The 24,343-nt window shown below is 42.2% G+C and carries 14 protein-coding genes and 2 CRISPR repeat arrays; of the genes, 8 read left to right on the forward strand and 6 right to left on the reverse strand.

What is annotated here, in order from left to right; translation table 11 throughout:
* The first annotated feature begins 382 nt into the window (after window positions 1–382).
* From H6G83_RS08400 to H6G83_RS08430, 7 genes are all read left to right on the forward strand, one after another.
* Window positions 383–2,137 (forward strand): peroxidase family protein, encoded by a 1,755-nt coding sequence (locus H6G83_RS08400; RefSeq protein WP_190469840.1) that lies wholly within the window; start codon window positions 383–385, stop codon window positions 2,135–2,137.
* 264 nt (window positions 2,138–2,401) lie between these two features.
* Window positions 2,402–3,322, forward strand: a complete 921-nt coding sequence (locus tag H6G83_RS08405) for a hypothetical protein (RefSeq protein ID WP_190469843.1) — start codon at window positions 2,402–2,404, stop codon at window positions 3,320–3,322.
* Between the two features lie 3 nt (window positions 3,323–3,325).
* Window positions 3,326–4,747: an NADH:flavin oxidoreductase gene (locus tag H6G83_RS08410; RefSeq protein ID WP_190469845.1), complete on the forward strand. Its 1,422-nt coding sequence runs from the start codon at window positions 3,326–3,328 to the stop codon at window positions 4,745–4,747.
* A gap of 145 nt (window positions 4,748–4,892) precedes the next feature.
* Complete coding sequence (locus H6G83_RS08415) at window positions 4,893–6,359, forward strand: c-type cytochrome (RefSeq protein ID WP_190469848.1); 1,467 nt, start codon at window positions 4,893–4,895, stop codon at window positions 6,357–6,359.
* Window positions 6,360–6,584: 225 nt separating this feature from the next.
* On the forward strand, window positions 6,585–7,286 hold the full coding sequence (locus H6G83_RS08420) for a hypothetical protein (protein WP_190469850.1): 702 nt from the start codon (window positions 6,585–6,587) through the stop codon (window positions 7,284–7,286).
* A 439-nt stretch (window positions 7,287–7,725) separates the two neighbouring features.
* Entirely contained in the window at window positions 7,726–8,139 is a 414-nt protein-coding gene (locus tag H6G83_RS08425; protein WP_190469853.1) for a hypothetical protein, read from the forward strand.
* Between the two features lie 606 nt (window positions 8,140–8,745).
* Entirely contained in the window at window positions 8,746–10,323 is a 1,578-nt protein-coding gene (locus H6G83_RS08430) for an alpha/beta hydrolase (RefSeq protein WP_190469856.1), read from the forward strand.
* Window positions 10,324–10,675: 352 nt separating this feature from the next.
* Here the strand turns inward: H6G83_RS08430 and H6G83_RS08435 are convergent, their stop codons facing one another.
* The gene (locus H6G83_RS08435) at window positions 10,676–11,356 is read right to left on the reverse strand and encodes a glutathione S-transferase family protein (RefSeq protein WP_190469859.1); all 681 of its coding nucleotides are present in this window, start codon (window positions 11,354–11,356) and stop codon (window positions 10,676–10,678) included.
* Between the two features lie 329 nt (window positions 11,357–11,685).
* On the opposite strand from H6G83_RS08435, the gene H6G83_RS08440 reads away from it, so the two are divergent.
* Window positions 11,686–12,366: a type 1 glutamine amidotransferase domain-containing protein gene (locus H6G83_RS08440; protein ID WP_190469862.1), complete on the forward strand. Its 681-nt coding sequence runs from the start codon at window positions 11,686–11,688 to the stop codon at window positions 12,364–12,366.
* A 177-nt stretch (window positions 12,367–12,543) separates the two neighbouring features.
* Window positions 12,544–15,885: direct repeats of the CRISPR family, unit length 37 nt; unit sequence GTTTCAATCCCGCGAACGGGTTTCATTTAATTGAAAG.
* A gap of 108 nt (window positions 15,886–15,993) precedes the next feature.
* A CRISPR array of direct repeats spans window positions 15,994–20,441; the repeat unit is 37 nt; unit sequence GTTTCAATCCCGCGAACGGGTTTCATTTAATTGAAAG.
* Between the two features lie 205 nt (window positions 20,442–20,646).
* Here H6G83_RS08440 and cas2 read toward each other — a convergent pair.
* The 5 genes from cas2 to cas5d all read right to left on the reverse strand — a co-directional run bounded on the left by cas2 (window position 20,647) and on the right by cas5d (window position 24,325).
* Entirely contained in the window at window positions 20,647–20,940 is a 294-nt protein-coding gene (cas2, locus tag H6G83_RS08445) for a CRISPR-associated endonuclease Cas2 (protein WP_190469865.1), read from the reverse strand.
* Window positions 20,937–21,914: a type I-D CRISPR-associated endonuclease Cas1d gene (cas1d, locus tag H6G83_RS08450; RefSeq protein ID WP_190469868.1), complete on the reverse strand. Its 978-nt coding sequence runs from the start codon at window positions 21,912–21,914 to the stop codon at window positions 20,937–20,939. The genes cas2 and cas1d overlap by 4 nt, the downstream gene beginning before the upstream one ends.
* A gap of 2 nt (window positions 21,915–21,916) precedes the next feature.
* Complete coding sequence (cas4, locus tag H6G83_RS08455) at window positions 21,917–22,501, reverse strand: CRISPR-associated protein Cas4 (protein ID WP_190469870.1); 585 nt, start codon at window positions 22,499–22,501, stop codon at window positions 21,917–21,919.
* A gap of 206 nt (window positions 22,502–22,707) precedes the next feature.
* Window positions 22,708–23,565 carry a CRISPR system precrRNA processing endoribonuclease RAMP protein Cas6 gene (gene cas6 / locus H6G83_RS08460; protein ID WP_190469873.1) on the reverse strand — a complete coding sequence of 286 codons (858 nt, stop codon included), beginning with the start codon at window positions 23,563–23,565 and terminating at the stop codon, window positions 22,708–22,710.
* Window positions 23,534–24,325, reverse strand: coding sequence for a type I-D CRISPR-associated protein Cas5/Csc1 (gene cas5d, locus H6G83_RS08465; protein ID WP_190469876.1), 792 nt, complete (start codon window positions 24,323–24,325; stop codon window positions 23,534–23,536). The genes cas6 and cas5d overlap by 32 nt, the downstream gene beginning before the upstream one ends.
* Window positions 24,326–24,343 lie beyond the last annotated feature (18 nt).

Consider the following 24,343-nt stretch of genomic DNA (forward strand, 5'->3'; position numbering starts at 1 on the left):
TGTGGGCAGTGCAGCGCCCTACTGCCACTAAAAATATTTGATATTTTTAGTAACTATATAAATGCAATCTTGTTCTGAGACAACGGGATTATCGTCATATAGTTTTGCTAACCCTGACAATACCAATTAATGAAAAATTAAGGATTTTTACACTCAGTCATAACAGACAATCTTAACTGACATCTTGCACCTTCTCAATAAGCATATGGCTCCCTGCACTCCCCACCCTACGAAATCATAAGGGTTTCAAGCTCAGATTTTCGCAATAACAGAGTGGTGCAAGATATGAGTTAATGCGTAAATCCTGTTAGTCATACTGAAGAATAATCTATCTTCAGCTATCAAAAACTTTTCAAAATTAAAAATAAGAGGAGTTTCCACAATGCCCAACAAGCCTTGGCATCGACAAATCCTTATTTTGGCACTTTTGCGCTTAAATCAGTTCCGTGACACCTTGCGGCGGCAGAATTTGCACGATACATCGCAACTCCCAAATAAAGATAAATTACCTCAACCTTTGCCAGATCCTGAAAAACGGTATCTCAAGACTCGGACATTTGATGGCAGTTATAACGACCTAGAGCATCCAGAAATGGGAATGATTGGTACTCGTTTTGGGCGCAATGTGCCGTTAAAGGAAGCTTACCCAGATGAACAGAATTTGATGAAGCCCAACCCGCGTCAAGTAAGTTTGGCGTTGATGACGCGAAAAGAGTTTATCCCTGCAACTACATTAAATATTCTGGCGGCTGCATGGATACAATTCCAGAACCATGATTGGTTTGTGCATAAACACCATCCCACCAAGAAGTTGGAAATTCCTCTAGAAAAGGGTGATCCTTGGCCTGAAGAGTACCGTCCGATGAACGTACCCCAAACCGAGGCAGATCCTTCTCGTCCTGAAGGAGATAAATCAGGGCCACCAACATTTATTAGTGATTCAACTCATTGGTGGGATGGCTCACAAATCTATGGCTATGATGAAAAATCAGCCGATAAACTACGTTCTCATGTGGATGGGAAGCTAACAATCGGCGATGATGGACTGCTACCTTTAGACCCAGAAAAAGGTGTTGACCTCACAGGTTCCAATGATAATTGGTGGGTCGGGTTGAGTTTGCTGCATATTCTGTTTGTTAAGGAACATAACACCCTCTGCGATGAACTCAAGCGGCGGTATCCTGATTGGAATGATAATACACTCTACGACCATGCGCGGTTAATTAATGCTGCCTTAATGGCAAAAATTCACACCGTAGAATGGACACCCGGTATCCTCGCCCATCCTGCCCTGCAAATTGGTATGAATGCCAACTGGTATGGACTACTTGGACAGGATATAAAACGATGGTTTGGTCGAATTGGGGATGGCGAGTTATTAAGCGGAATTGTTGGTTCGTCAACAGATCACCATACAGCCCCCTACTATTTGACAGAAGAGTTTGTATCTGTTTATCGGTTGCACCCGTTAATTCCCGATGAGTTTGAAATCCACGAACTGAAAACAGGGAAACTGCTGGAGAAGAAGGATTTCTTTGAAGCATCTGGCAAACGCACGCGGGCGCTCGTTGAAGCCGTTCCCATCACCGACTTATTCTATTCCTTGGGCGTTGCACATCCAGGGGCAATTACCTTACACAATTACCCGCGCTTCTTGCAACAGTTGGTGCGGGATAATGGCGAAGTATTTGACCTAGCCGCAGTCGATATTTTACGCGATCGCGAACGTGGGGTTCCTCGCTATAACCGTTTCCGGGAACTGATTGGTCGTGGTCGAGTCAAGTCCTTTGAGGAGATTACCTCTAACCCGCAGTGGGCGAAAGAGTTGCGCGAAGTCTACAACAATGACATCGATAGCGTTGATTTGATGGTGGGGATGTTCGCCGAAGATTTACCAGAGGGATTTGGCTTCAGCGATACAGCCTTTAGAGTATTTATTCTCATGGCATCACGACGCTTAAAGAGCGATCGCTTCTTCACAAAAGATTATCGAGCAGAAGTATATACCCAATTTGGGCTGGATTGGATTGATAACAACACCATGTTAACCGTGTTGCGTCGCCACTACCCTGAATTGTCCCTTGCACATACAGGTCTCAACAATGCTTTTGCTCCCTGGAGAAAATTGTTTAAATAAGCAGATGTTTTTGGTGCAACCATAGCGGCCTGATAGCTAATAACATTTCTACGTGAAGGCGCAGAAAAACAACCCCACCGCCTACGACACCTCCCCTTAGCCAAATAAATAATGTAGAGACGTTGCAGGCAACGTCTCTACAGTCAAGAATAAAGTGCTTCTTGAAGAAACGGTATTAACACAGAAGGATATTAAAACATTAACCAATCATCAACATAAAACCCTTACTTTCAAAAGTCCCCAATCCCCAGTCCCCAGCCCCATATGATCAGCCCAGAACAAGTCCATGATTCTCAGGTGAAACCGCATAATCCCGATGCACTGCCCACAGCTTACCCATCGTGGACTGCGAAACAAAAGCAGGAATTTCTGTGGAATGAAAGGATTGTGAAAACCCAGTATGAACAACTGCCTCCTCTGCCAAAAATTGATGTCATCGGTCTATTTCTGACTCCTTTAAGAGCAAAAATGGACTACGCATCCGATGAAGCCCCGGCAAACTGGAAAAAAGCAATTCATGCCCGTGCCAGTGTCGCCAAAATTCAATTCATTCCCGCCGATAACACCCCGTTTACAGGATTGTTTAGAGGGGCAGATTATGGTCTGTTGCGATTATCACTCACAGGTGATCCTAGCGATCGCGGATTTGCTCCGGGTCTTGCCATCAAATGGTTAATTGATAGCAATGCTTCCGAAGATTTTTCCGCTCTCGTTTCCTTAACGGGACAGGGAAAAAACTACAACTTCTTCGCCAATGAGTTTTCCAACATTGTTCCCGTTGTCAGAGAAATTGGCCCCAAATTGATCAATCTCATCTTTAAGAGAGTGACTCGATATCCCACAAAAATATCGTTAAAAAAATTAGGTGAAATTGATCAACAGGGTCGAAAGGTGGCTCATCCTCTCTATCCCATGCAACTATTTTTAGTTCCCAGCCAAGCCGTGCAGTTTTCCGCAAGTCCTGAACATGATTTTCGCCAAGACTTAGCAACGATTAAACCTGGAACAACGATATTTTCTGTTTATGGAATTGATTCGCAACAGATTGAAACTAATAAAATACCAGAGTCTGAGTATCGCCGTAATGCTCAATTGATTGGAAAAATTAAAACAACATCTGAATTTATCGCCTCCTCCTACGGCGACAGCCGCCTCTTTTTTAGACACCAGCGTTTTGGTAAATAACTTATGGCTGATAATCTTTTTGAACCACTACATTTTCGCAATTTAACAGTTAAAAATAGAATTTTTCGCTCGAATATTTCCGGCAGATTTGACAATTATGACGGTTCTGGCAACCAAGCCCGGATTAATTGGGAAGAGAAATTTGCCCGTGGCGGTGTGGGGGCAATTATTACATCTTTTGTTCCCGTAACCATTCGCGGGCGAATTATTCCTAATTATGCCACAATTGACAGCGATGCACGCATTCCCTTCTGGCGAGAAGTAGGTAACAAGGTGCATGAGTATGATTGCAAACTGCTGATGCAACTGAGCCATTCGGGTCGTCAGCAAGATGTTTCCGGGATTGAAAATCTCAACAAAAAAGCTCTGAGTTCAACCAGTCAAACAGAGTCTTTTCATGGGTTGCTTTGTCAATCAATGACCAAGACAGAAATTCAAGAAACTATCGCCGCCTTTGCTGCTGGCGCTCGTCGTGCGCGTGCAGCCGGACTAGATGGTGTGGAACTGCATAGCGCTAATGGCTATCTATTTACACAATTTCTCAGTTCAGGAATTAATGACCGTCAAGATGAGTACGGTGGGAGTTTAGAAAACCGCGCCCGTTTTCTGCTCGATGTAATTCGGGCTATCCGCCAGGAAGTGGGAAATGACTTTCATCTGCAAGTCAAAATCAGCGCCGTGGAATACAACAATGCGGTGATTCCTTGGGAGAAACCAGGGAATACACTAGAAGAATCTATCCAGGTCTGTAAATGGGTGGAAGCCGCAGGAGCCGATGCCATTCATGTCTCTACTGGTAGCATTTTTCCCCATCCGTTGAATCCAATCGGTGATTTTCCCTTTGAGGATGCCCTGCGATGGTACGATCTCATGCTTTCCAGTGGAATTTACACCTTCCGTAATTATCTGCTGTTCCGTTATCGGCTACTACGTCCCATTTTCTCATTTTTGTGGAATCGGCTCAAACCCAAACATAGACAACACCTGATCACAGAAAATCCGCTTACAGACGCTGATTTAGACCCATCGTTCCGGGAATATATATCAGCTAAGGAAATGCAGGCGCTATTGCACAAGTATCAGGGGATTAGTCTCAGCCATGCCGCAGAAATTAAAAAGCAGGTCAAGATTCCCGTAATTTGCACTGGCGGTTTTCAACAAGCTTCCTACATTAATCAAGCCATCCATGAAGGCTTGTGCGATGCGGTCAGTATTGCCCGTCCATTAGTAGCAAATAACGATTTAGTCAAGCAATTTGCAGCCGGCAAAGATGTTCCCAACAGACCCTGCACCTATTGCAATAAGTGCTTATTAAATGTGTTGGAAAATCCTTTGGGTTGCTATGAGGAACGCCGTTACAGTGGCGATCGCGAAATTATGGTCAAAGAAGTGCTGACGGTATTTGAACCTGCACCTTTTCAGTGAACAGTTATCAGTGAACAGTTATCAGTGAACAGTGGACAGTGGACAGTGGAAATAACCTGATAACTAATAACTAATAACTGATAACTGACAACTGATAACTGACAACTGATAACTGACAACTGATAACTGATGAGAGGAAAGATTGATGAGCGCACAAAGCACTCCAACTCTACCCACTAAAGGCTTCAAAAAGCTGTGGGTTTTGATTGTGAGCATTTTGTTGGCAGTGGCGATCGCAGTGCTAGTACCACTGATTGGCAACAATCCCGTCAAATACGCCGATATCAACGACCATTTTAAGTATGGTTCCATTGGTAGCGAACCCGCACGGGGTATTCCTTACTGGATCTGGAAGGTTCTGCCGCAGATGTTTCCAGAATACTTACCCGACAATGGCAAAGGCGGCTACGCATCTCTGGGTTTTATCTATGAACCAGGAAAGGATTTACCTGTAGGTTTCTCACAACGACGGGTGATAGTTGATCGTGTCGGGTTGAACTGTGCGGTTTGTCATACAGGCACGTTGCGAGACACGCCCGACAGCCCTCACCAAGTAATCCCAGCTATGCCTGCAAACACAGTCAATTTGCGGGGTTATATCCAGTTTCTCGGCAAAGTCGCCCTGGATTCTCGCTTTGACCCAGATGAGATGCTACCACAAATTGAAGCGATCGGTGGACACCTCAACCCCATCCAAAAAGTAATTTATCGTTACATTGCCATTCCCATGACAAGGGGTGCTTTGAGCATTCAGGGCGATCGCTTGTCATTTTTGAATCGTCAGCCTGAATGGGGGCCGGGACGAGTAGATACCTTCAATCCCTATAAAACCCTTCAGTTCAATTTTCCGATGGAGCAACTGCCAGAAAAGGAACTGATTGGCACGGCTGATTTTCCCTCGGTTTGGAATCAGCAGCCCCGCGAAGGACTGCAACTTCACTGGGATGGTGACAATACCTCGGTAGACGAGCGCAATCTCAGTGCTGGTTTGGGTGCGGGAATTACGCCAACAACAGTGGATCGTGCTGGGTTGAAACGGGTAGCTGATTGGTTATGGGAACTACCAGCGCCTACGTATCCTTACGCAGTCAATGCTGATTTAGCAGCCAAAGGTCAGCAGATATTTACCAACTCCTGTGCTAGTTGCCACGCTTTTGGAGGCGATCGCATTGGCAAAGTTTCTCCCATTCAAGAAATTGGCACTGACCCGCACCGCCTCAACTCCTATACCGACGAACTGCTAGCCAACCAGAACACCCTATTTGCTGGATACCCAGAACGATTTCAGCATTTCCGCAAAACTAACGGTTATGCCAATATGCCCCTTGACGGTATCTGGTTAAGAGCGCCTTACCTACATAACGGCTCTGTTCCCACACTGCGAGATTTGCTAGAAACACCAGAGAATCGACCCAAAGAGTTCTACCGTGGTAACGACCTATTTGATCAACAGAATGTTGGCTTTGTGTCTAATGTTGCTCAGGAAGGTGATAAAAAATACTTTAAGTTTGACACCCAACTGCCTGGTAACAGTAATACAGGACATACATATGGTACGGAACTCTCTTTAGAAGACAAGAATGCTTTAATTGAGTACTTGAAGAAGCTCTAATATCATGTTTGTTGGCAAACTTATGATATCTGTGGAGGTTGGTAATTGGTAATTGGTAATTGGTAATTGGTAATTGGTAATTGGTAATTGGTGATGGAAAAAATAATTGCCTATTAGCTATTATCTGTTACCACTTAAACCAACCATATTATAAATAATTAGCCGAACTTGATATGATTCCTTGTCTTGATTGTGTAAAGATACACATAACCGGAAACAAAGATTATGGGTAGTGCAAAAGAAAAAATAGGCAAACTGGTCGCTATTGTTGGGTTAATTGTTGTCCTGCTTGTGGGGTCAGTTTGGTACTTGAATTGGGTTCATCTGTATCGTAAAGTTCCTATTGCTTACGCCTCAGTGGAACAGCAATTTAACTATGGGACAATTGGGACGGAACAGATAGATAATGTACCCTATTGGATTTGGTTGATACTGCCACGGGTCTTTCCTGAAAAGTTGCCAGGCCCAGGCGGATATATGTCCCTAAAAATGGACTGGAAAGCTGGTGAGGAAGTACCTGTGGGGCTTGCCAAACAGACAATTGGATATCCCAAAGTCAGCCTTAACTGTGCAGCTTGTCATAATGCTACATTCTCCTCTTCTAACAATGAAGAAGTGAAAATGATACTGACAGGTACGGCTCCCAAATTTGATTTACAAGGTTACATTAATTTCCTACGTAGTAGTGCGAATGACCCTAGATTTGATTCCAGTTATCTGCTCACTAAACTGCAAGATGTTTATGAATTGTCTTGGCTAGAAAAATACTTTTATCGATTTATCATCATTCCCCAATCTCAGGAAGCTTTAAGTCAACTTAAGGACGTACCTGAGCTATTAAAATCTCATCCAGATTGGACGAAGGAAGCTATGCAGGAGTTTCCCTCAATTGAGTTTGAAAGCTCAAAAACTGCTCAACTTCCTTGAAAAAACCATTAATGCTACATTTAGACAAAGCCGAAAGTTTCAGTTCGTAGTAAGGACTTTAGTCCTGACAAAAGGACAGCATAGCTAATTGAAAATATGGGCATTACTGAATATACAGCATATTTCATCTGAGTGAGGTACACAAGGGCGGGCAAGATGCCCACCCCACAAGACTTTTACCATTTATATCTGTACCTTATTTACCTACAAATTCCTGTAAGTATCAAATAGCAAAATTACAGCATGGAACAGGTATCAGGGGACTCTTAACAGGCTTGAAAGTCTTTTTTACATTGCTTTTAGTGAAAATTTGTACCTCATTTACCCGCAATCTGCTGTATCTTTCATATTCTGATTCAGCAATGCTAAAAGGACTAAAGTCCTTACTACAAACTTTGATTGTTTTACACTAATATACCTATAACAAGAGGTTTTTACTATGAACAAATTCGTTAGATGGTTTAATATTGTTACTTTTATTGGTGTGCTGATTAATATTTTCGGGATGGCACTACCGTTTATTTTTACACCACAATGGTATCTCGATTTTTTCAACTTGCCAGGCGGTGGCGGATCGGTAATTTGGATGCGACAAGCTGGTTTACTGCTGTTTTTTATTTCCCTGTTGTACGTGGCTGGAGGTCGCGACCCCATCCGCTACAGTTGGAATGCTAAGTTCGCGGTGTTAGTGCGAATGACAATCGGAAGTTATTGGTTATGGCTGGTTTTTGTCGAGGGACAAACACCTTCATTCCTCTTCTTTGGTATTCTCGATTGTGTATATGCCATATTCAATGGGATTTTACTTTGGTTGGCGCTCAAAAATGCTGACAATGTTGAGCAATTAGCTTAAAACCTGCATCAATCAGGTAGCTATGTGGCTATTGGTTTGGATCAGATCCAACAATCACAAATCTATGAGAAAAACCTGACTCATGTCCTAAAATTTTCCATCGCGCCTACTATATGCCGTGCCACCTTTATTTATAAGACTTACGCTAACTGTAGGATCTGACTTTTCACGTCATGTGGAAAAGCGCTCCGCCAGACCTAACCCCCCAGCCCCCTTCCCTTGTAGGGAAGGGGGAGAAATTAAAGCCTCTCTCCTTTTAGGGGCTACGGTGTACACACATCTCTATGTTGAGCCAAACAGATCATTTGATCCCCCATTATCCCCCTTAATAAGGGGGACTTTGAGAGCTTCCCCCCTTTTTTAAGGGGGGTTAGGGGGGATCAAAACGCCGTGGGACAACTTTATATGACTTGTGTGTACACCGTAGCCTTTTAGGGGAGAGGTTTGGAGAGGGGTTTTCCAGCCCGTGAAAAGTCAGACTGTAGGGTGCGTCAGCCCCAATAATTTCGTACAGATTCAAGGATTTTCCACATCTGACGCACCCTACACCAACTACGATATGGCGTGCCACTTTTATTATCAATAATGCACTCAAAGGAGAGCAGTATGGCAAATTCTTCATGGTCTTTACCAACACAACGTGAACTGCCTATCATCCTGATACGTGGATTTGGAGGTTTAGATACGGCTGATGAGCAAAAGCTGACTTATCAAGGTTTTAATGACGGTAGTGTTTATCCACAAAAGCGGGGGGAAAATTACATCTACGAAGGGATGATTTTGCGGTTCATCAAGTCTGATCGCAAGTACCATGATGCTACTAATGTTGTAGGCTACTATTCCCGTGAAATGGATGCTCCTCCAGTTATTCCAGATGAACTTAAGTCATTTGACCCCAGCTTTTTTCAAGGTCGCATTATCATCGATCCGGCGATGGCTCTTCGCCTGCTGAAAACTGAAGAAGACCCCTGTAAAAGCTTATGGGTGTTCCGTTATTATGATCTCAACGATCGCAAGTTTCAGATTTATGGTGAGGCTTTGGTACGATTAATTAGCTTTATTCGGGCGATCGCTCAATACAAATCTGATATTCAACCTAAAGTTAATATTATTGCTCATTCTATGGGTGGGCTGATAGTCCGGGAAGCCCTGCAACGAACCTATCCTCAGCTGCATGGCCCGACTGGTGCTGACTCCGCCATCAACAAAATTGTCACATTAGGAACACCTCATAAAGGAATTACTTTTCAGGTGATTCGGGATTTTCGTTGGTTAGGAATTGACGCTGCTAATGAACTTGAACACTTTAATCCTGAAAAACAAAAAGATCCTCAAAATCCCGCTTCCTTCACTAACCTGCACAAGTACTTTCCCTTAGAGCGAATCCTCACTGTGGTTGGCACTAACTATCGTAGCTATTCAGATCAAAAGGGATCGGCGTTGAATCGGTTGTTCTCGGTATCTGGCGAGTATGGCCCTGCCTACAATCGCAGTGATGGTCTGGTAAAACAAGCATTCGCCCAACTCGATGGAGTCCCTCGTACTTTTGTACATAAATGTCATGGTGGTTTTGACTCGTTGATTACAGCGCGTGAGTCCTTTGAAATTGCTACACGTTTCTTTTTTGGTGATGTGCTTGTACGACTGCGGCAAGTTCGGGCGAAAGTCATGCGTGGCTTTGATATGTTTGGTAAAAGTGAATTTTTCTTTGGTGTTTCGATTAAACCAAGGGGTGTAGATTTTGAGCTTTTCCATCAAAGCAAAGAGGCGGAGAACTGCTACGGCCCATTTCTTACACCAGACTTTAGCGATGATCCTAATAAACTAGCTTTTTCCTGGGCTGATAGTAACCAGTTGATTTGGCAGGGCTACCTAAATCAGGCTTTAAGCTTGACTGATGGAACAGATTTAGTTATGCGACTAGAGTTTTATGTGGGCGAGCGAGATATGTTTGGTATCGGTTTCTCAGACAATGTAGTCTTCCACAAGCAATATTATGTACGTGCATTAGTACAGCCGAGTTTGCAACTGTATCTCTATACAGGTGAGGAGTTTGTTAAGGATCATACTCAGGGAGGCATACCGATGCGTTCTGTTCCTGGCGGTTGGGAATTTGACATTGGCGGTACTGGCTTTGAAGGTACTTATCGTATTGAGTTAGAAACAATTCGACAAGCGGAATAAGAGAATCTTTCTCAAACACTGCAATATCATAGGACTTACGCAAGTGTCATAATCAAATTACAGCACATTTCATCTGAGTGAGGTACACAAGGGCGGGCAAGATGCCCACCCCACAAGAATTTTATAATTTATATCTGTACATCAAGCTGCAACTTGCTGTAACTGTAGGGTGCGTTATTCCCAATACTTTCGTACAGATTCAAAGATTTTCCACATCTGACGCACCCTACCCCAAGTGCTGATCCAGATACAAACGCCCAAACCTATGCTACCTCTGGCTTTCTTAATGCGCGAATTTTGAATTGGCTCACTCCCTGCTTACGCCAGCTAATTGAGGAATCTCACCTGATTCCTAATAGTTCATTCGAGTTAGCCAATTTGCCAGTTTTGGATAAGCTAAAATTCGCTCTTTGAGCGTGCTTGTTCGCAGGATTTCTTCGAGTTGAGCGGCAACTGCAATATCTGCGATTGTCAATTCGTGACTAGCTAGCCAGGGTTGATGGCTTAATACTACTTCAATGCGAGCTAACTGCTGAAAGAATTTTGCTTCAAAGCGATCGCGCGATAATCGTCCTATACCTTGCGATCGCAGTTGTTGTCGGTAGATTATTGGAGCTAAACTACCGATAATCCATGCTTCAAATTGAGGACGACCAGCACACAATAGGGGAATAGTTAACTGCAATGCTCGCTGATCCATAAAGCGAAGATAGACCTCATACCAGTACAATGATTCATCTGCCCAATCTTCCCACAACAAAGCTTGAGCCTGCTGTTGAGGATCAGATGGAAACAAGGCAGGTTGGGGATGGCGATGTTCCAAAAATTCAGCAATATCTGAGCTATCTTGAATCCATTCCCCTGCATATTCTAAAACTGGCAACTTTGCGGCTTTAGACAATTTGGAGACTTTTAAGGCTAACAAACCGTTATAATTTTGTGTCACATAATTTAACTTTTTATACTGGAGAATTTTGCGTACTTTGCGACAAAATGGAGATATCTCCCATTGGTGCAGAACTATTTTTGACATTGCCAGTACCTTAAATAATTGCTACGGAAAGGAAGTATTTTTATGTCAATATTTTATACTATTTATGACTGAGACAATTGCTATTTTTTATTGCATATAGGACTGACGCAATTGTCATAATTAAACTAACTGTAGGGTGCGTCAGCCCCAATAATTTCGTACAGATTCAAGGATTTTCCACATCTGACGCACCCTACTACTGTGCCAGTTGCGTAAGTCCTGGCATATATTGATTGTAGATAATTAATCTTGGGAGAAGCCAGGAATCTAAATCAAACTTATTTTAGTAATTTAGTTCTAAATAGTTTAATTAGCTGATTTAAATACCTATGAAAGATAAAAAAGTTTTGATTGTCATCACCAGCCATAACACTTTGAATAATGGTAAAGAAACAGGCTACTGGCTGGGAGAGGTGACACATTTTTACCACATTCTGGCTGAAGCAGGTTTTGCAATTGATTTTACTAGCCCTAAAGGAAGTCAGCCACCGCTTGATCAAAGAAGTTATGATTTACGAGATAAAGATAATCGTCTATTTTGGGAAGACGAAAATCTGCAAGCTCAACTGAATAATACAATTCCCATTGAAGCCGTTAACCCAGAAGATTACATTGCCATTTACTATGCGGGTGGACATGGGGCAATGTGGGATTTTCCTAATAATGAAAGGCTAGCGCAGGTAGCAGCACAAATCTATGAAAACGGTGGTTTTATCTCAGCCGTGTGTCATGGTTCAGCCGGACTGCTTAATATTAAGCTGGCTGATGGACGCTATTTATTAGATGGAAAAACGGTAACAGGATTCGCCAACCTAGAGGAAAAGTTGATTCGTTTGGTGGAGGCTGTTCCCTATCTTTTGGAGGATGAATTGAAAAAGCAAGGGGCTATATATAAAAGAGGGATAGTACCTTTTATACCCCATATCGAAGTGAGCGATCGCCTGATCACTGGACAAAATCCTCAATCTGCCAAAGCTGTTGCCAAGGCATTAGTCAATTCTCTCAGTTAAGAGTCTGGCAATTAAGGATTATTTGAAAGACCATAATCCAATACGGTTCAGTTAAGGCTAAATTGGGCAGAAACATTAACTAAATATCTAAATTCATCGGCGTTTATCGGCGGTTAATTATTCTTATCTAAACCGTATTGGACTATAATCATTTTATTTTTTACTTAAATATTTTACGTTTCAATCCCGCGAACGGGTTTCATTTAATTGAAAGCTAGCAGGTCTTTCTATGTCTCAATGACCGTAGGCTGCCATCTCGTTTCAATCCCGCGAACGGGTTTCATTTAATTGAAAGCCAAATTACTTTTAAACAAGCACGATATGAACAGTTTCAATCCCGCGAACGGGTTTCATTTAATTGAAAGGCGAGTGAGTCCTGGGGAACGGTTGAGGGCAAGTTGTTTCAATCCCGCGAACGGGTTTCATTTAATTGAAAGCAAAAGCGTGGTGTTGAGGCTGGGCTAGAGCCATTTTGTTTCAATCCCGCGAACGGGTTTCATTTAATTGAAAGTGCGCTGGTGATTTTTTGAGGGAATATCATTATGACTGTTTCAATCCCGCGAACGGGTTTCATTTAATTGAAAGTTCTGCAAAATTTAAGCTTTTGCAATCTGGCACGTTTCAATCCCGCGAACGGGTTTCATTTAATTGAAAGGCTAACTTGCTTATTCGCTCAAGTGCGATCGCGTTTCGTTTCAATCCCGCGAACGGGTTTCATTTAATTGAAAGAACGAGTTAAGCACTACGGCAATTCCTACAGCTTTGTTTCAATCCCGCGAACGGGTTTCATTTAATTGAAAGGACACGCAAATCTGTTTCGATAGCACTGCTGAATATTAGTTTCAATCCCGCGAACGGGTTTCATTTAATTGAAAGATTGTTAATAGCGAAGAAGCCAAGGGCAAGTGGTAGTTTCAATCCCGCGAACGGGTTTCATTTAATTGAAAGCCTAATTTGCCGTCCTCGAATCCAAAGACATGGACAAGTTTCAATCCCGCGAACGGGTTTCATTTAATTGAAAGAAAGGATTAGTCGGCGGCTGTGTATCTTCTGCCAGTGCGTTTCAATCCCGCGAACGGGTTTCATTTAATTGAAAGGTCTATCTCTACAAATTGTTTTGTTTTAATCCGTTCTGGTTTCAATCCCGCGAACGGGTTTCATTTAATTGAAAGTTTACGAAGGAATGGGTTATGGACGTAGTAATTTAATGTTTCAATCCCGCGAACGGGTTTCATTTAATTGAAAGTAATAATAAGAATAAGGATAATGATTTAACTGATAGAATGTTTCAATCCCGCGAACGGGTTTCATTTAATTGAAAGGGTTTAACGTCGAATTATTGCATTTTGAAATTATTGTTTCAATCCCGCGAACGGGTTTCATTTAATTGAAAGCTTCAGTACTATTGGTTGATAGTGAATCTAAGTTTATAGTTTCAATCCCGCGAACGGGTTTCATTTAATTGAAAGCTTTTTAGATGAAATAAGCACATGGGACAAATTAAAGTTTCAATCCCGCGAACGGGTTTCATTTAATTGAAAGGAAGCATTACTCAAAGCCTGGAGCTTGACCAAAAAAGTTTCAATCCCGCGAACGGGTTTCATTTAATTGAAAGGGGAGGGAGTGGGGCGGAAGATTCGACCACTTGATGGTTTCAATCCCGCGAACGGGTTTCATTTAATTGAAAGGGCGACACCCAAAGCGTAAGCGTTCTCATCGTCGTTTCAATCCCGCGAACGGGTTTCATTTAATTGAAAGCTAAAAACAAAACTCTTGGGACAGTTGGAACCGTTTCAATCCCGCGAACGGGTTTCATTTAATTGAAAGTTAAATATGATGGGATGGTAGTGGTACTGTCTAATTGTTTCAATCCCGCGAACGGGTTTCATTTAATTGAAAGCATTCCATAGTATTTGGATGCTTTTAGTTTGATTAATGTTTCAATCCCGCGAACGGGTTTCATTTAATTGAAAGTTTCTTAGCTACACTAGCAGAAATATCATTCTGGTTTCAATCCCGCGAACGGGTTTCATTTAATTGAAAGTTGATTCGATCATAAAAGTTAAGGCTATAGGGGCTGGTTTCAATCCCGCGAACGGGTTTCATTTAATTGAAAGTCCCAGCGCCAACTCTAGCGCCACCGCTTTGCTTTGTTTCAATCCCGCGAACGGGTTTCATTTAATTGAAAGCTGCCCAGCTTCGGTTTCCCAATCAACAAAATTAGGGAGTTTCAATCCCGCGAACGGGTTTCATTTAATTGAAAGAAGTTGGCTATAGAATGCTTGTCTAGTAGTGGTAAGTTTCAATCCCGCGAACGGGTTTCATTTAATTGAAAGTAGAGGATCTTTTGCATGACCCCCAAACAATTAGAACTGTTTCAATCCCGCGAACGGGTTTCATTTAATTGAAAGAATATCGGGGAATTTGTTGAGTAGGGTGTGGCGATGTTTCAATCCCGCGAACGGGTTTCATTTAATTGAAAGTGTTTTTGTTACGGATGTCACGCTGTGAAATTTCAATGTTTCAATCCCGCGAACGGGTTTCATTTAATTGAAAGGTGCTATCATTAAGGGAAACAAGCATTTTTATTGAGTTTCAATCCCGCGAACGGGTTTCATTTAATTGAAAGTCTTTCACGATCCGCGCATTGGGTCGAAACTCAGACGTTTCAATCCCGCGAACGGGTTTCATTTAATTGAAAGTTCCACTTCCAGTGTGCGGAGGGACTCAAGCTCATCTGTTTCAATCCCGCGAACGGGTTTCATTTAATTGAAAGTCTGCCCTACTCAATCCTTGAAACTGAATCAGATGCGTTTCAATCCCGCGAACGGGTTTCATTTAATTGAAAGTACAATGCAGTTGCCTCCGGTCAATCCCTGCAACTGTTTCAATCCCGCGAACGGGTTTCATTTAATTGAAAGTAAGTTTAGTTTATTTTTCTAGGTTTTGTTTGTACTTGTTTCAATCCCGCGAACGGGTTTCATTTAATTGAAAGTTGGGCTAGCTGAAGCGTTGGGGGCGCGAGTCGATGCAATCGAGCGGTTTCAATCCCGCGAACGGGTTTCATTTAATTGAAAGGGTAGGTGAAAAGTGTTTTCTTGCTAAATGCAATATTGTTTCAATCCCGCGAACGGGTTTCATTTAATTGAAAGACTTTGAAGGAAGGCTACTTTTCTAGCTTTTCCGGTTTCAATCCCGCGAACGGGTTTCATTTAATTGAAAGAAGCAACTTCCAACTTTAGAAAGAAGTTTGAGGAATTGTTTCAATCCCGCGAACGGGTTTCATTTAATTGAAAGTATGGCAACGGTTCACAATGGCATTACGGTGAAGGTAAGTTTCAATCCCGCGAACGGGTTTCATTTAATTGAAAGAAGATGATTGAATATTGGTATCCAAGTAAGAATCGTTTCAATCCCGCGAACGGGTTTCATTTAATTGAAAGGAGTGATTTAGCCCATAATTCAATCTCAGCTTGAGATAGTTTCAATCCCGCGAACGGGTTTCATTTAATTGAAAGACGTGACCTGTGCAACCTGGCGGTTCATGGAACCCCGGAGGAGGAAGAGGTACGGGTTTCATTTAATTGAAAGACGTGACCTGTGCAACCCCGGCGAACGCGCCGGCTTGTTTCAATCCCGCGAACGGGTTTCATTTAATTGAAAGTTGCGGGACAATCTCTGACGGCTACCGCTAGAGACGACGTTTCAATCCCGCGAACGGGTTTCATTTAATTGAAAGTTAGGCATTAGTTGAGAGTAGGGAGTAATCGCGATGTTTCAATCCCGCGAACGGGTTTCATTTAATTGAAAGTCTATTCCAGGCTTCCGTGGTTGCCTTATATTGTGCCTGTTTCAATCCCGCGAACGGGTTTCATTTAATTGAAAGTAAGACTGATTTGTGTGCTTGAGAGATGCCAGAATGTTTCAATCCCGCGAACGGGTTTCATTTAATTGAAAGAACGCTGGCACGGTAAAGTCTCATGAACAAGTGATCCGTTTCAATCCCGCGAACGGGTTTCATTTAATTGAAAGTCAAAGGGTTATTTGGCGTTCAAAATTGGACAACAATAAAGTTTCAATCCCGCGAACGGGTTTCATTTAATTGAAAGCACAAGGGCGAACGCTGCAAACTGCCGTAGATTATTGTTTCAATCCCGCGAACGGGTTTCATTTAATTGAAAGTGGGAATCTAGCAATAAGGATAATTTATCAGAAAAGTTTCAATCCCGCGAACGGGTTTCATTTAATTGAAAGTAAATTTCCTGCCCTATGCCTAGACCAACGGAAGCGTTTCAATCCCGCGAACGGGTTTCATTTAATTGAAAGGAGAAACCTATTTTGGCTGGTCCTTAAAGTGTCTGTTTCAATCCCGCGAACGGGTTTCATTTAATTGAAAGCAACCCGGAAATTATAACGAAGTAAAGCGCTATAGTTTGTTTCAATCCCGCGAACGGGTTTCATTTAATTGAAAGTAACACTGCTAACGATTTATGGAAGATAGGAAGTGTTTCAATCCCGCGAACGGGTTTCATTTAATTGAAAGCAAATCAAAAGTTTAATCTCTAGATTTCCTCCTGAAGTTTCAATCCCGCGAACGGGTTTCATTTAATTGAAAGGACGGTGGCCGCCAACTGTAGTAGTAGAATCAATTGTTTCAATCCCGCGAACGGGTTTCATTTAATTGAAAGTTAAGGCGCGTGAAGTGCTTCTGATTATTTGTCGTTTCAATCCCGCGAACGGGTTTCATTTAATTGAAAGTTGCCCCGCGTCAGTATGACGGTAGTTGGCTAGAGCGTTTCAATCCCGCGAACGGGTTTCATTTAATTGAAAGTTGGCTCCGAAAAATTTATTGGTAACTTTCGCTTCAGTTTCAATCCCGCGAACGGGTTTCATTTAATTGAAAGTTTGCGCGAGTAAATCAAGATAGCAACCCTCGCTTTGTTTCAATCCCGCGAACGGGTTTCATTTAATTGAAAGGAAGAAATTTTAGAAGAGAAAAACGCAGAAGAATCGTTTCAATCCCGCGAACGGGTTTCATTTAATTGAAAGCAGTTTTCCCTAAAACAACAGGCAGGCTAGCTGCAACTGTTTCAATCCCGCGAACGGGTTTCATTTAATTGAAAGCTGCCTGGGGGGTGCAGTGGGGTCAATATTTGGCGATGTTTCAATCCCGCGAACGGGTTTCATTTAATTGAAAGCTCATCCCCTTCAGCATTGGCACTAAATCGGGAGTTTCAATCCCGCGAACGGGTTTCATTTAATTGAAAGCCCCAGTCCCCAACACGAAGAATTTGAAAAATTTCATAGTTTCAATCCCGCGAACGGGTTTCATTTAATTGAAAGAGGCCCAGCATCTGCCCCTTGCAATCTGTTCCTCAGTTTCAATCCCGCGAACGGGTTTCATTTAATTGAAAGTGCCATCCTGTGAACCCGAACTTGAGAGCGCACGAATGTTTCAATCCCGCGAACGGGTTTCATTTAATTGAAAGTAAGCGCTGTCTTCTTCCTCCCAAGCATAGTTATCACGTTTCAATCCCGCGAACGGGTTTCATTTAATTGAAAGCCATCTGGCGGAACGCCAAGGGGAGATGGGAGTGATTGGGTTTCAATCCCGCGAACGGGTTTCATTTAATTGAAAGTTCCTTTAAGTTCAAGTGATGGTAGATCAATAATCATGTTTCAATCCCGCGAACGGGTTTCATTTAATTGAAAGCTTACTAAGGCATTTAATGCTGAAAATACGGCTAATGTTTCAATCCCGCGAACGGGTTTCATTTAATTGAAAGCTCAAGCTATTGTTGAGTTGATAGCGTCTCGCAATGCCTATGTTTCAATCCCGCGAACGGGTTTCATTTAATTGAAAGTCAGGTTGGGATGTTTTCGTAAGTCGCTGATAAATGAAATGTTTCAATCCCGCGAACGGGTTTCATTTAATTGAAAGAACGGCGGCTTGTCCACATCGACTTTTACTTCTCATGTGTTTCAATCCCGCGAACGGGTTTCATTTAATTGAAAGACTATGAACAAATCCGCCGATGATTTAAATCCCATGTTGTTTCAATCCCGCGAACGGGTTTCATTTAATTGAAAGTCCCTCCGAATCCAAATTACACAACGAAATTAGCAAAGAGGTTTCAATCCCGCGAACGGGTTTCATTTAATTGAAAGTAGCTTTATCAAATGCCAAATATTTGGGATATCAAATGTTTCAATCCCGCGAACGGGTTTCATTTAATTGAAAGGCCGGGGGAACACCAAGGGGAGACGATGACGACTGGAGTTTCAATCCCGCGAACGGGTTTCATTTAATTGAAAGTCTTGATGAACAAACTTGATTACTCCCTACAAGTAATGTTTCAATCCCGCGAACGGGTTTCATTTAATTGAAAGAACGTAGTCACGCAAGGACTAGAAGCAATAGAAGTTGTGTTTCAATCCCGCGAACGGGTTTCATTTAATTGAAAGTTTACTTCATCGTAGCTCAAAATGTCCAGTAACCGTTTCAATCCCGCGAACGGGTTTCATTTAATTGAAAGCAGAGGTTCTCTAAATGAGTGAAATCTTGGCACTGCCGTTTCAATCCCGCGAACGGGTTTCATTTAATTGAAAGTTAGTTTGTCTACTTCTTGCTTGCTAGCCGGTTGGTTTCAATCCCGCGAACGGGTTTCATTTAATTGAAAGGTAAAGCTCTTTTACGGGTTTAAGAGTAATTGAAGTTTCAATCCCGCGAACGGGTTTCATTTAATTGAAAGCAATAGTCATCCCCGGTTGCATCTGGTCAGCACTGTTTCAATCCCGCGAACGGGTTTCATTTAATTGAAAGCTTAAACAGATGTATCATGACTTGGCTATAGAGTATGTTTCAATCCCGCGAACGGGTTTCATTTAATTGAAAGAAGTTGGATTATTACTGTATTACTGTATTAAGGAGGTTTCAATCCCGCGAACGGGTTTCATTTAATTGAAAGTAATAATTTTAGGAAAGAAGGGTATCAAATATCTTTTGTTTCAATCCCGCGAACGGGTTTCATTTAATTGAAAGTGAACCGTCACTCGAACCGTCACTCGAACCGTCACTGTTTCAATCCCGCGAACGGGTTTCATTTAATTGAAAGTAGCCCGGACTGGGGGGTTTTCTGTGGAAATGGTTGGTTTCAATCCCGCGAACGGGTTTCATTTAATTGAAAGGTAAGATTACGGCGGACGGGCGTAGATAATCATATTCCGTTTCAATCCCGCGAACGGGTTTCATTTAATTGAAAGCTTGAAGTTGATGTTGGCAAATTCTTGAGCAGATTGCTGTTTCAATCCCGCGAACGGGTTTCATTTAATTGAAAGAGGAGATTCAGCGATTAAGTGAGGACATCAACCGTTAGTTTCAATCCCGCGAACGGGTTTCATTTAATTGAAAGTGCCATGTCAAACGGTAATGTGGCGAATGTTCCAAAAGTTGTTTCAATCCCGCGAACGGGTTTCATTTAATTGAAAGTTTGTCCTGAGTCGCAATGGAATCATTTTACATCCACTGTTTCAATCCCGCGAACGGGTTTCATTTAATTGAAAGTCAGAGAAGAACTACGGCGCATACAAGCCGAACTTAAAAGTTTCAATCCCGCGAACGGGTTTCATTTAATTGAAAGTTCAAACAATGCGTTGGGACTGGCTTCTAAATGTTTCAATCCCGCGAACGGGTTTCATTTAATTGAAAGCAGTTATTCGTGGTGTTCAGTCAGGATGAGGCTAGTAGTTTCAATCCCGCGAACGGGTTTCATTTAATTGAAAGGAGTAAATATTATGATCACGATGGTAATCTTGACAGTTTCAATCCCGCGAACGGGTTTCATTTAATTGAAAGATTTCCGGCGATCGCTTACGCTTGGTATTTTTATTTTGTTTCAATCCCGCGAACGGGTTTCATTTAATTGAAAGAAATAAAAGACGCACATAAAGCGCCTAACAGGGAAGAGGTTTCAATCCCGCGAACGGGTTTCATTTAATTGAAAGCTTGAAGACAAAAGTAATTGAGCGATCGCTGTATGTTTCAATCCCGCGAACGGGTTTCATTTAATTGAAAGTCCGCCAGCCAGAGGCGAGTGATAGAGCCATTCCCAAGACCATTTTTGGCGGGGCTACTTTAAAAGTCCGTTTCCGGCACTTGTAACTAAGCTCTATGTTGGTACTTAAAACGCTAGAAGTATTGAATTGTCAAGGTTCTGTCGATTTGGCGGGAGGTGGGGGGTTTTCGCCCGTGCTTTCCCATGCCAAAAAATGCTACTAGCATCATAGTATTATTGTCTGTTCTTGTCGAGGTTGCTCAGAACCGTAGGTGATAGTTTTACGTACTGCTCCAGCATCCAAAACATAGATACGGATGGAATCTTCAGAGGGTTTAATCAAATTTTCCATCTGCACCTTTAATTTAGCAAACTGCACAGCATTTAAAAAACATTCAAACACGCTGTACTGTGTCCATTTTCCATAGCCAGAGAGCATTTTATGTAGCTTGGTTCGCCGCTTATTCGCCTTTTTATTATCGGGCAAATCATAAATTATCAGGTACAACAAAGTAGTCATCGCAGTGTTAGGGCTTTATAGGGAACCCCCTCCTGTAAATGTCTGCTGAATAAACGTGCTTGTAATTCGATCGCACGACGATAGCTGCAACGGTAGCCAAATGTGGGATGCTTAAATTCATCATTCATTTTGCGCTCCCATGCTTGTAAAAATTGTTTGCGTCCGCTTTCTGAAAGTCGATACGCACCAAGATGATCGGTAAAATCTTCAGGCTTGATTTCTTTGTGGCTGATGACTGAAAGGATTAAGTTATCGGCAACTAGGGGACGAAATTCTTCCATCAAATCCAGAACCATCGCTGGTTGTCCCCTGGTGGCTTCATGCAAATAACCGACATAGGGATCTAAGCCAGCCATGTGTACAGCAGCAGTAACTTGTACTTGTAAAAGTCCATAGGCAAAACCTAGTAAGGCGTTGACTGCATCGGTGGGAGGACGGCGATTTCTGCCATTAAATGACCATTGTTCCTCCAGCATAGCTGACCAAGCGGCAAAATATTCTCTTGCAGCTAATCCTTCAACACCTCGTACTTCATCAAGAGTTGTCTGTTCTTTGACTAACTGTTTACGAGATTTGAGAGGATTATCTTTTTGGTCGTGGCGATATAAAACACTATATTGATTGTGAATCTTACCAATCACAATTGTTTTGACAATCTCCAAACGATGAGTGTTGTCATAATATGCAGCATACTGAGCCAGTCGTAATTGCCCATTACGAGAGTATCCCGGAAGGGCTGATCCTAAATATTTACCAAAGCAGGAGAGATAATGTACAGGCATACCCAGTTCCAAGGCGTAAACCAGAGCATCACCAGTAATTTGGGGATTTCCCATCAATACAACTTGCTCAATAGTTTGCGCGGGAACTGATTTTTTCTGCCAATTGCCATCTTCCTGTTTTAAGGCAACTTTAAAAGCCTCAGCAGCTTTACTGAGGATTGCATCAGGTTGGGTTACATAAAGAACAGACATTTTTATACCTCAAGACGTAATTTTTTAATTTCTTTGGGCAGGCAAATTTTTTGTAAGCTACAGTCTCGGCACTTTTGCGGATGGTCTATCGGTGGAGGCATTTTGCCACCGATAGCAGACCTGGCGGCTAAGATTGCTTGTTCTGTAGCTTGCCGCAATGCAGATGTAAACTCTACCCGTTCACGGCGGCGGTTGGCGTAGTAAAAGATTTCACCGTAAGGAATATTTGTACCTGTGCGTTCTTCTAAACACAAAGCTGCACCGCACAATTGAAAATGATCGCTCTTGTGGTTTGCCATACGTCCTTTTTTAAATTCCACAGGGACGAGCTGGTGATCATTTTCTTCGACTGCATCGATGATACCGTTAACCAATAGGCGATCGCACCACACCCATTGATGTCGGTAAACCACTTTATCACCTTCTACATTCTTGCCTTCATCATCAACATGGCGATGAAGATGCCGTCCCATGATAATATGTTCATTATCTGCATTTTCTCCTAATTCATATTCAAGAAAAAAACGACGCGGGCAATATTCCCAAGCATTGAGATAAGCTAAGGGGAGATAATATTGTTCGTTCATAGTCTATTGGGGATTGGGGACTGGGGACTGGGGAGACGAAGATAGTATTGTTCGGTGATAGCCTATTAGGAAATATTATTTTTACAGCAAGTTGCAGCTAAATGAGGTACAGATATAAATTATAAAATTCTTGTGGGGTGGGCATCTTGCCCGCCCTTGTATACCTCACTCAGATGAAATGTGCTGTAATTACAATCTCATGAGGCTTAATAAACTTTAGATTGCTTTGGTTTAGGAGACTTTTTCAATCCACTTGTGCTTGAAGCCAATTGTGCCTGTCCCATACCCATCGCGGTTTTACGTCCTACCCCAGCAAAGAAGGCAAAATTTGCTAAAATTGTGGCAATCCGAGCCGTTTCAAGATTGCTAAATCGGTAACGCACCCAACCTTGCGCCCCAACTTCTGTACCACCTTCCATTTTGAGTGCATAGGTTTTGAGGTCGTAAGCTGTTACCAAAGCATTCCATTCGCAACTTGAAAGATGATATTGTTCTGGGGCAAAAATATTCCACCGTCGATGCAGCGAGTTAAACACTAATTCCGGCAATGGAAAGGTTTGTACACCTTGATTTTGCTTAAAGCTAGTGGGGGAGAGAAAATGGATTTCAATATCTGTTAAAACTTGTGTTGGATGTGATAGTAACCCATAATCGGCTGCACCTGCTAATTGATGGGTTCCTGGTAACGCATAGATATTTCGCAATACAAAAGGAAAATCTCCTAATATTATAGATTGAGTCTCTGACTGTTCAAAACCTCCCATGAGAGGTTCAACTAAACTACCATCTAGTAAACCAATTCGGAAGTAAAAATAATCGCCTACACGCACTCCACTCTGACGACGATTTCCTAATAAACCAGAAATTGTTAATGGTGAATTTTGACTCGCATGGATAGTTTCCGCAACAGATGAACTCCCTGCGGCAAACCATTTAAGTACGAGGGCGTGCAGTGCGCGAGATAAAGTAGGTGGCATTTCTCCCACATCCGCAGCCGCTAGTTCAACCACAATTGAATGCAATGTGGAAGATTTATGCTGTTGCTGCAATATTTCCTGCTCCATAAAATACTCCTGTAGGTAAACAAATTTCTTCTGGTAATTGTTGAGATTGCTGTTCAGTTAATGTTGATTTAAAATCTTGCCATTCCTCTTTTCTAGTTACTATATAGTCACCGCGTAACTGTGCCTGACTGATTAAGCTCACAGGAGGCATAACAATGCGGTTATATAGTAGTATGCGAGTGATACTTGACAAATCTAAAGGGTTGAGAGGATGTAAACAAGTATAATCACCAGATTTAGTTTGCATAACTTGATCGGGAATTTTTACAGCCTCAACTTTAATTTTGGCAGCCCATTTACCTAAACGTATCCAATGGGGTATCTTGATAGATTCTGGTGCAATAATATAAGTACGATAGACACTGCCAACAGCTATTTCTTTCGCTCGTCCGTAATTAATGGGATAATTTTTATCTGCACCTTTATCACCGAATTGTTTTGATTTGCCATAATAGCTAACTTGAGCAGCTTTAAAGGTATTAATTTGATATGACCAATTAATAGGTTGAGCAGGAAATACATAAATTCCAGCTTGGTTTAGATGGAGCAGATTTTGTTCGGCGCTAGCATCTAAATATGTTGGCTTTTGTGCTAGTTCTCCTTGTAGCCGATATGGTTGGGGAATATAATTAATGGCAAAAAGTGCAAAGCTTAATCCCCAGTTATGTAAATACTTTTCTGTTTCATAAAGAATGCCCATTTCGCGGGTAGCAAAGAAAACGTTATCATGTAGCGTTAAGGTGCAATGATATATTGCCATAGTAAAGTCCTTTAGTTG

Source organism: Anabaena azotica FACHB-119 (assembly GCF_014697625.1).
GTDB lineage: Bacteria > Cyanobacteriota > Cyanobacteriia > Cyanobacteriales > Nostocaceae > Trichormus > Trichormus azoticus_A.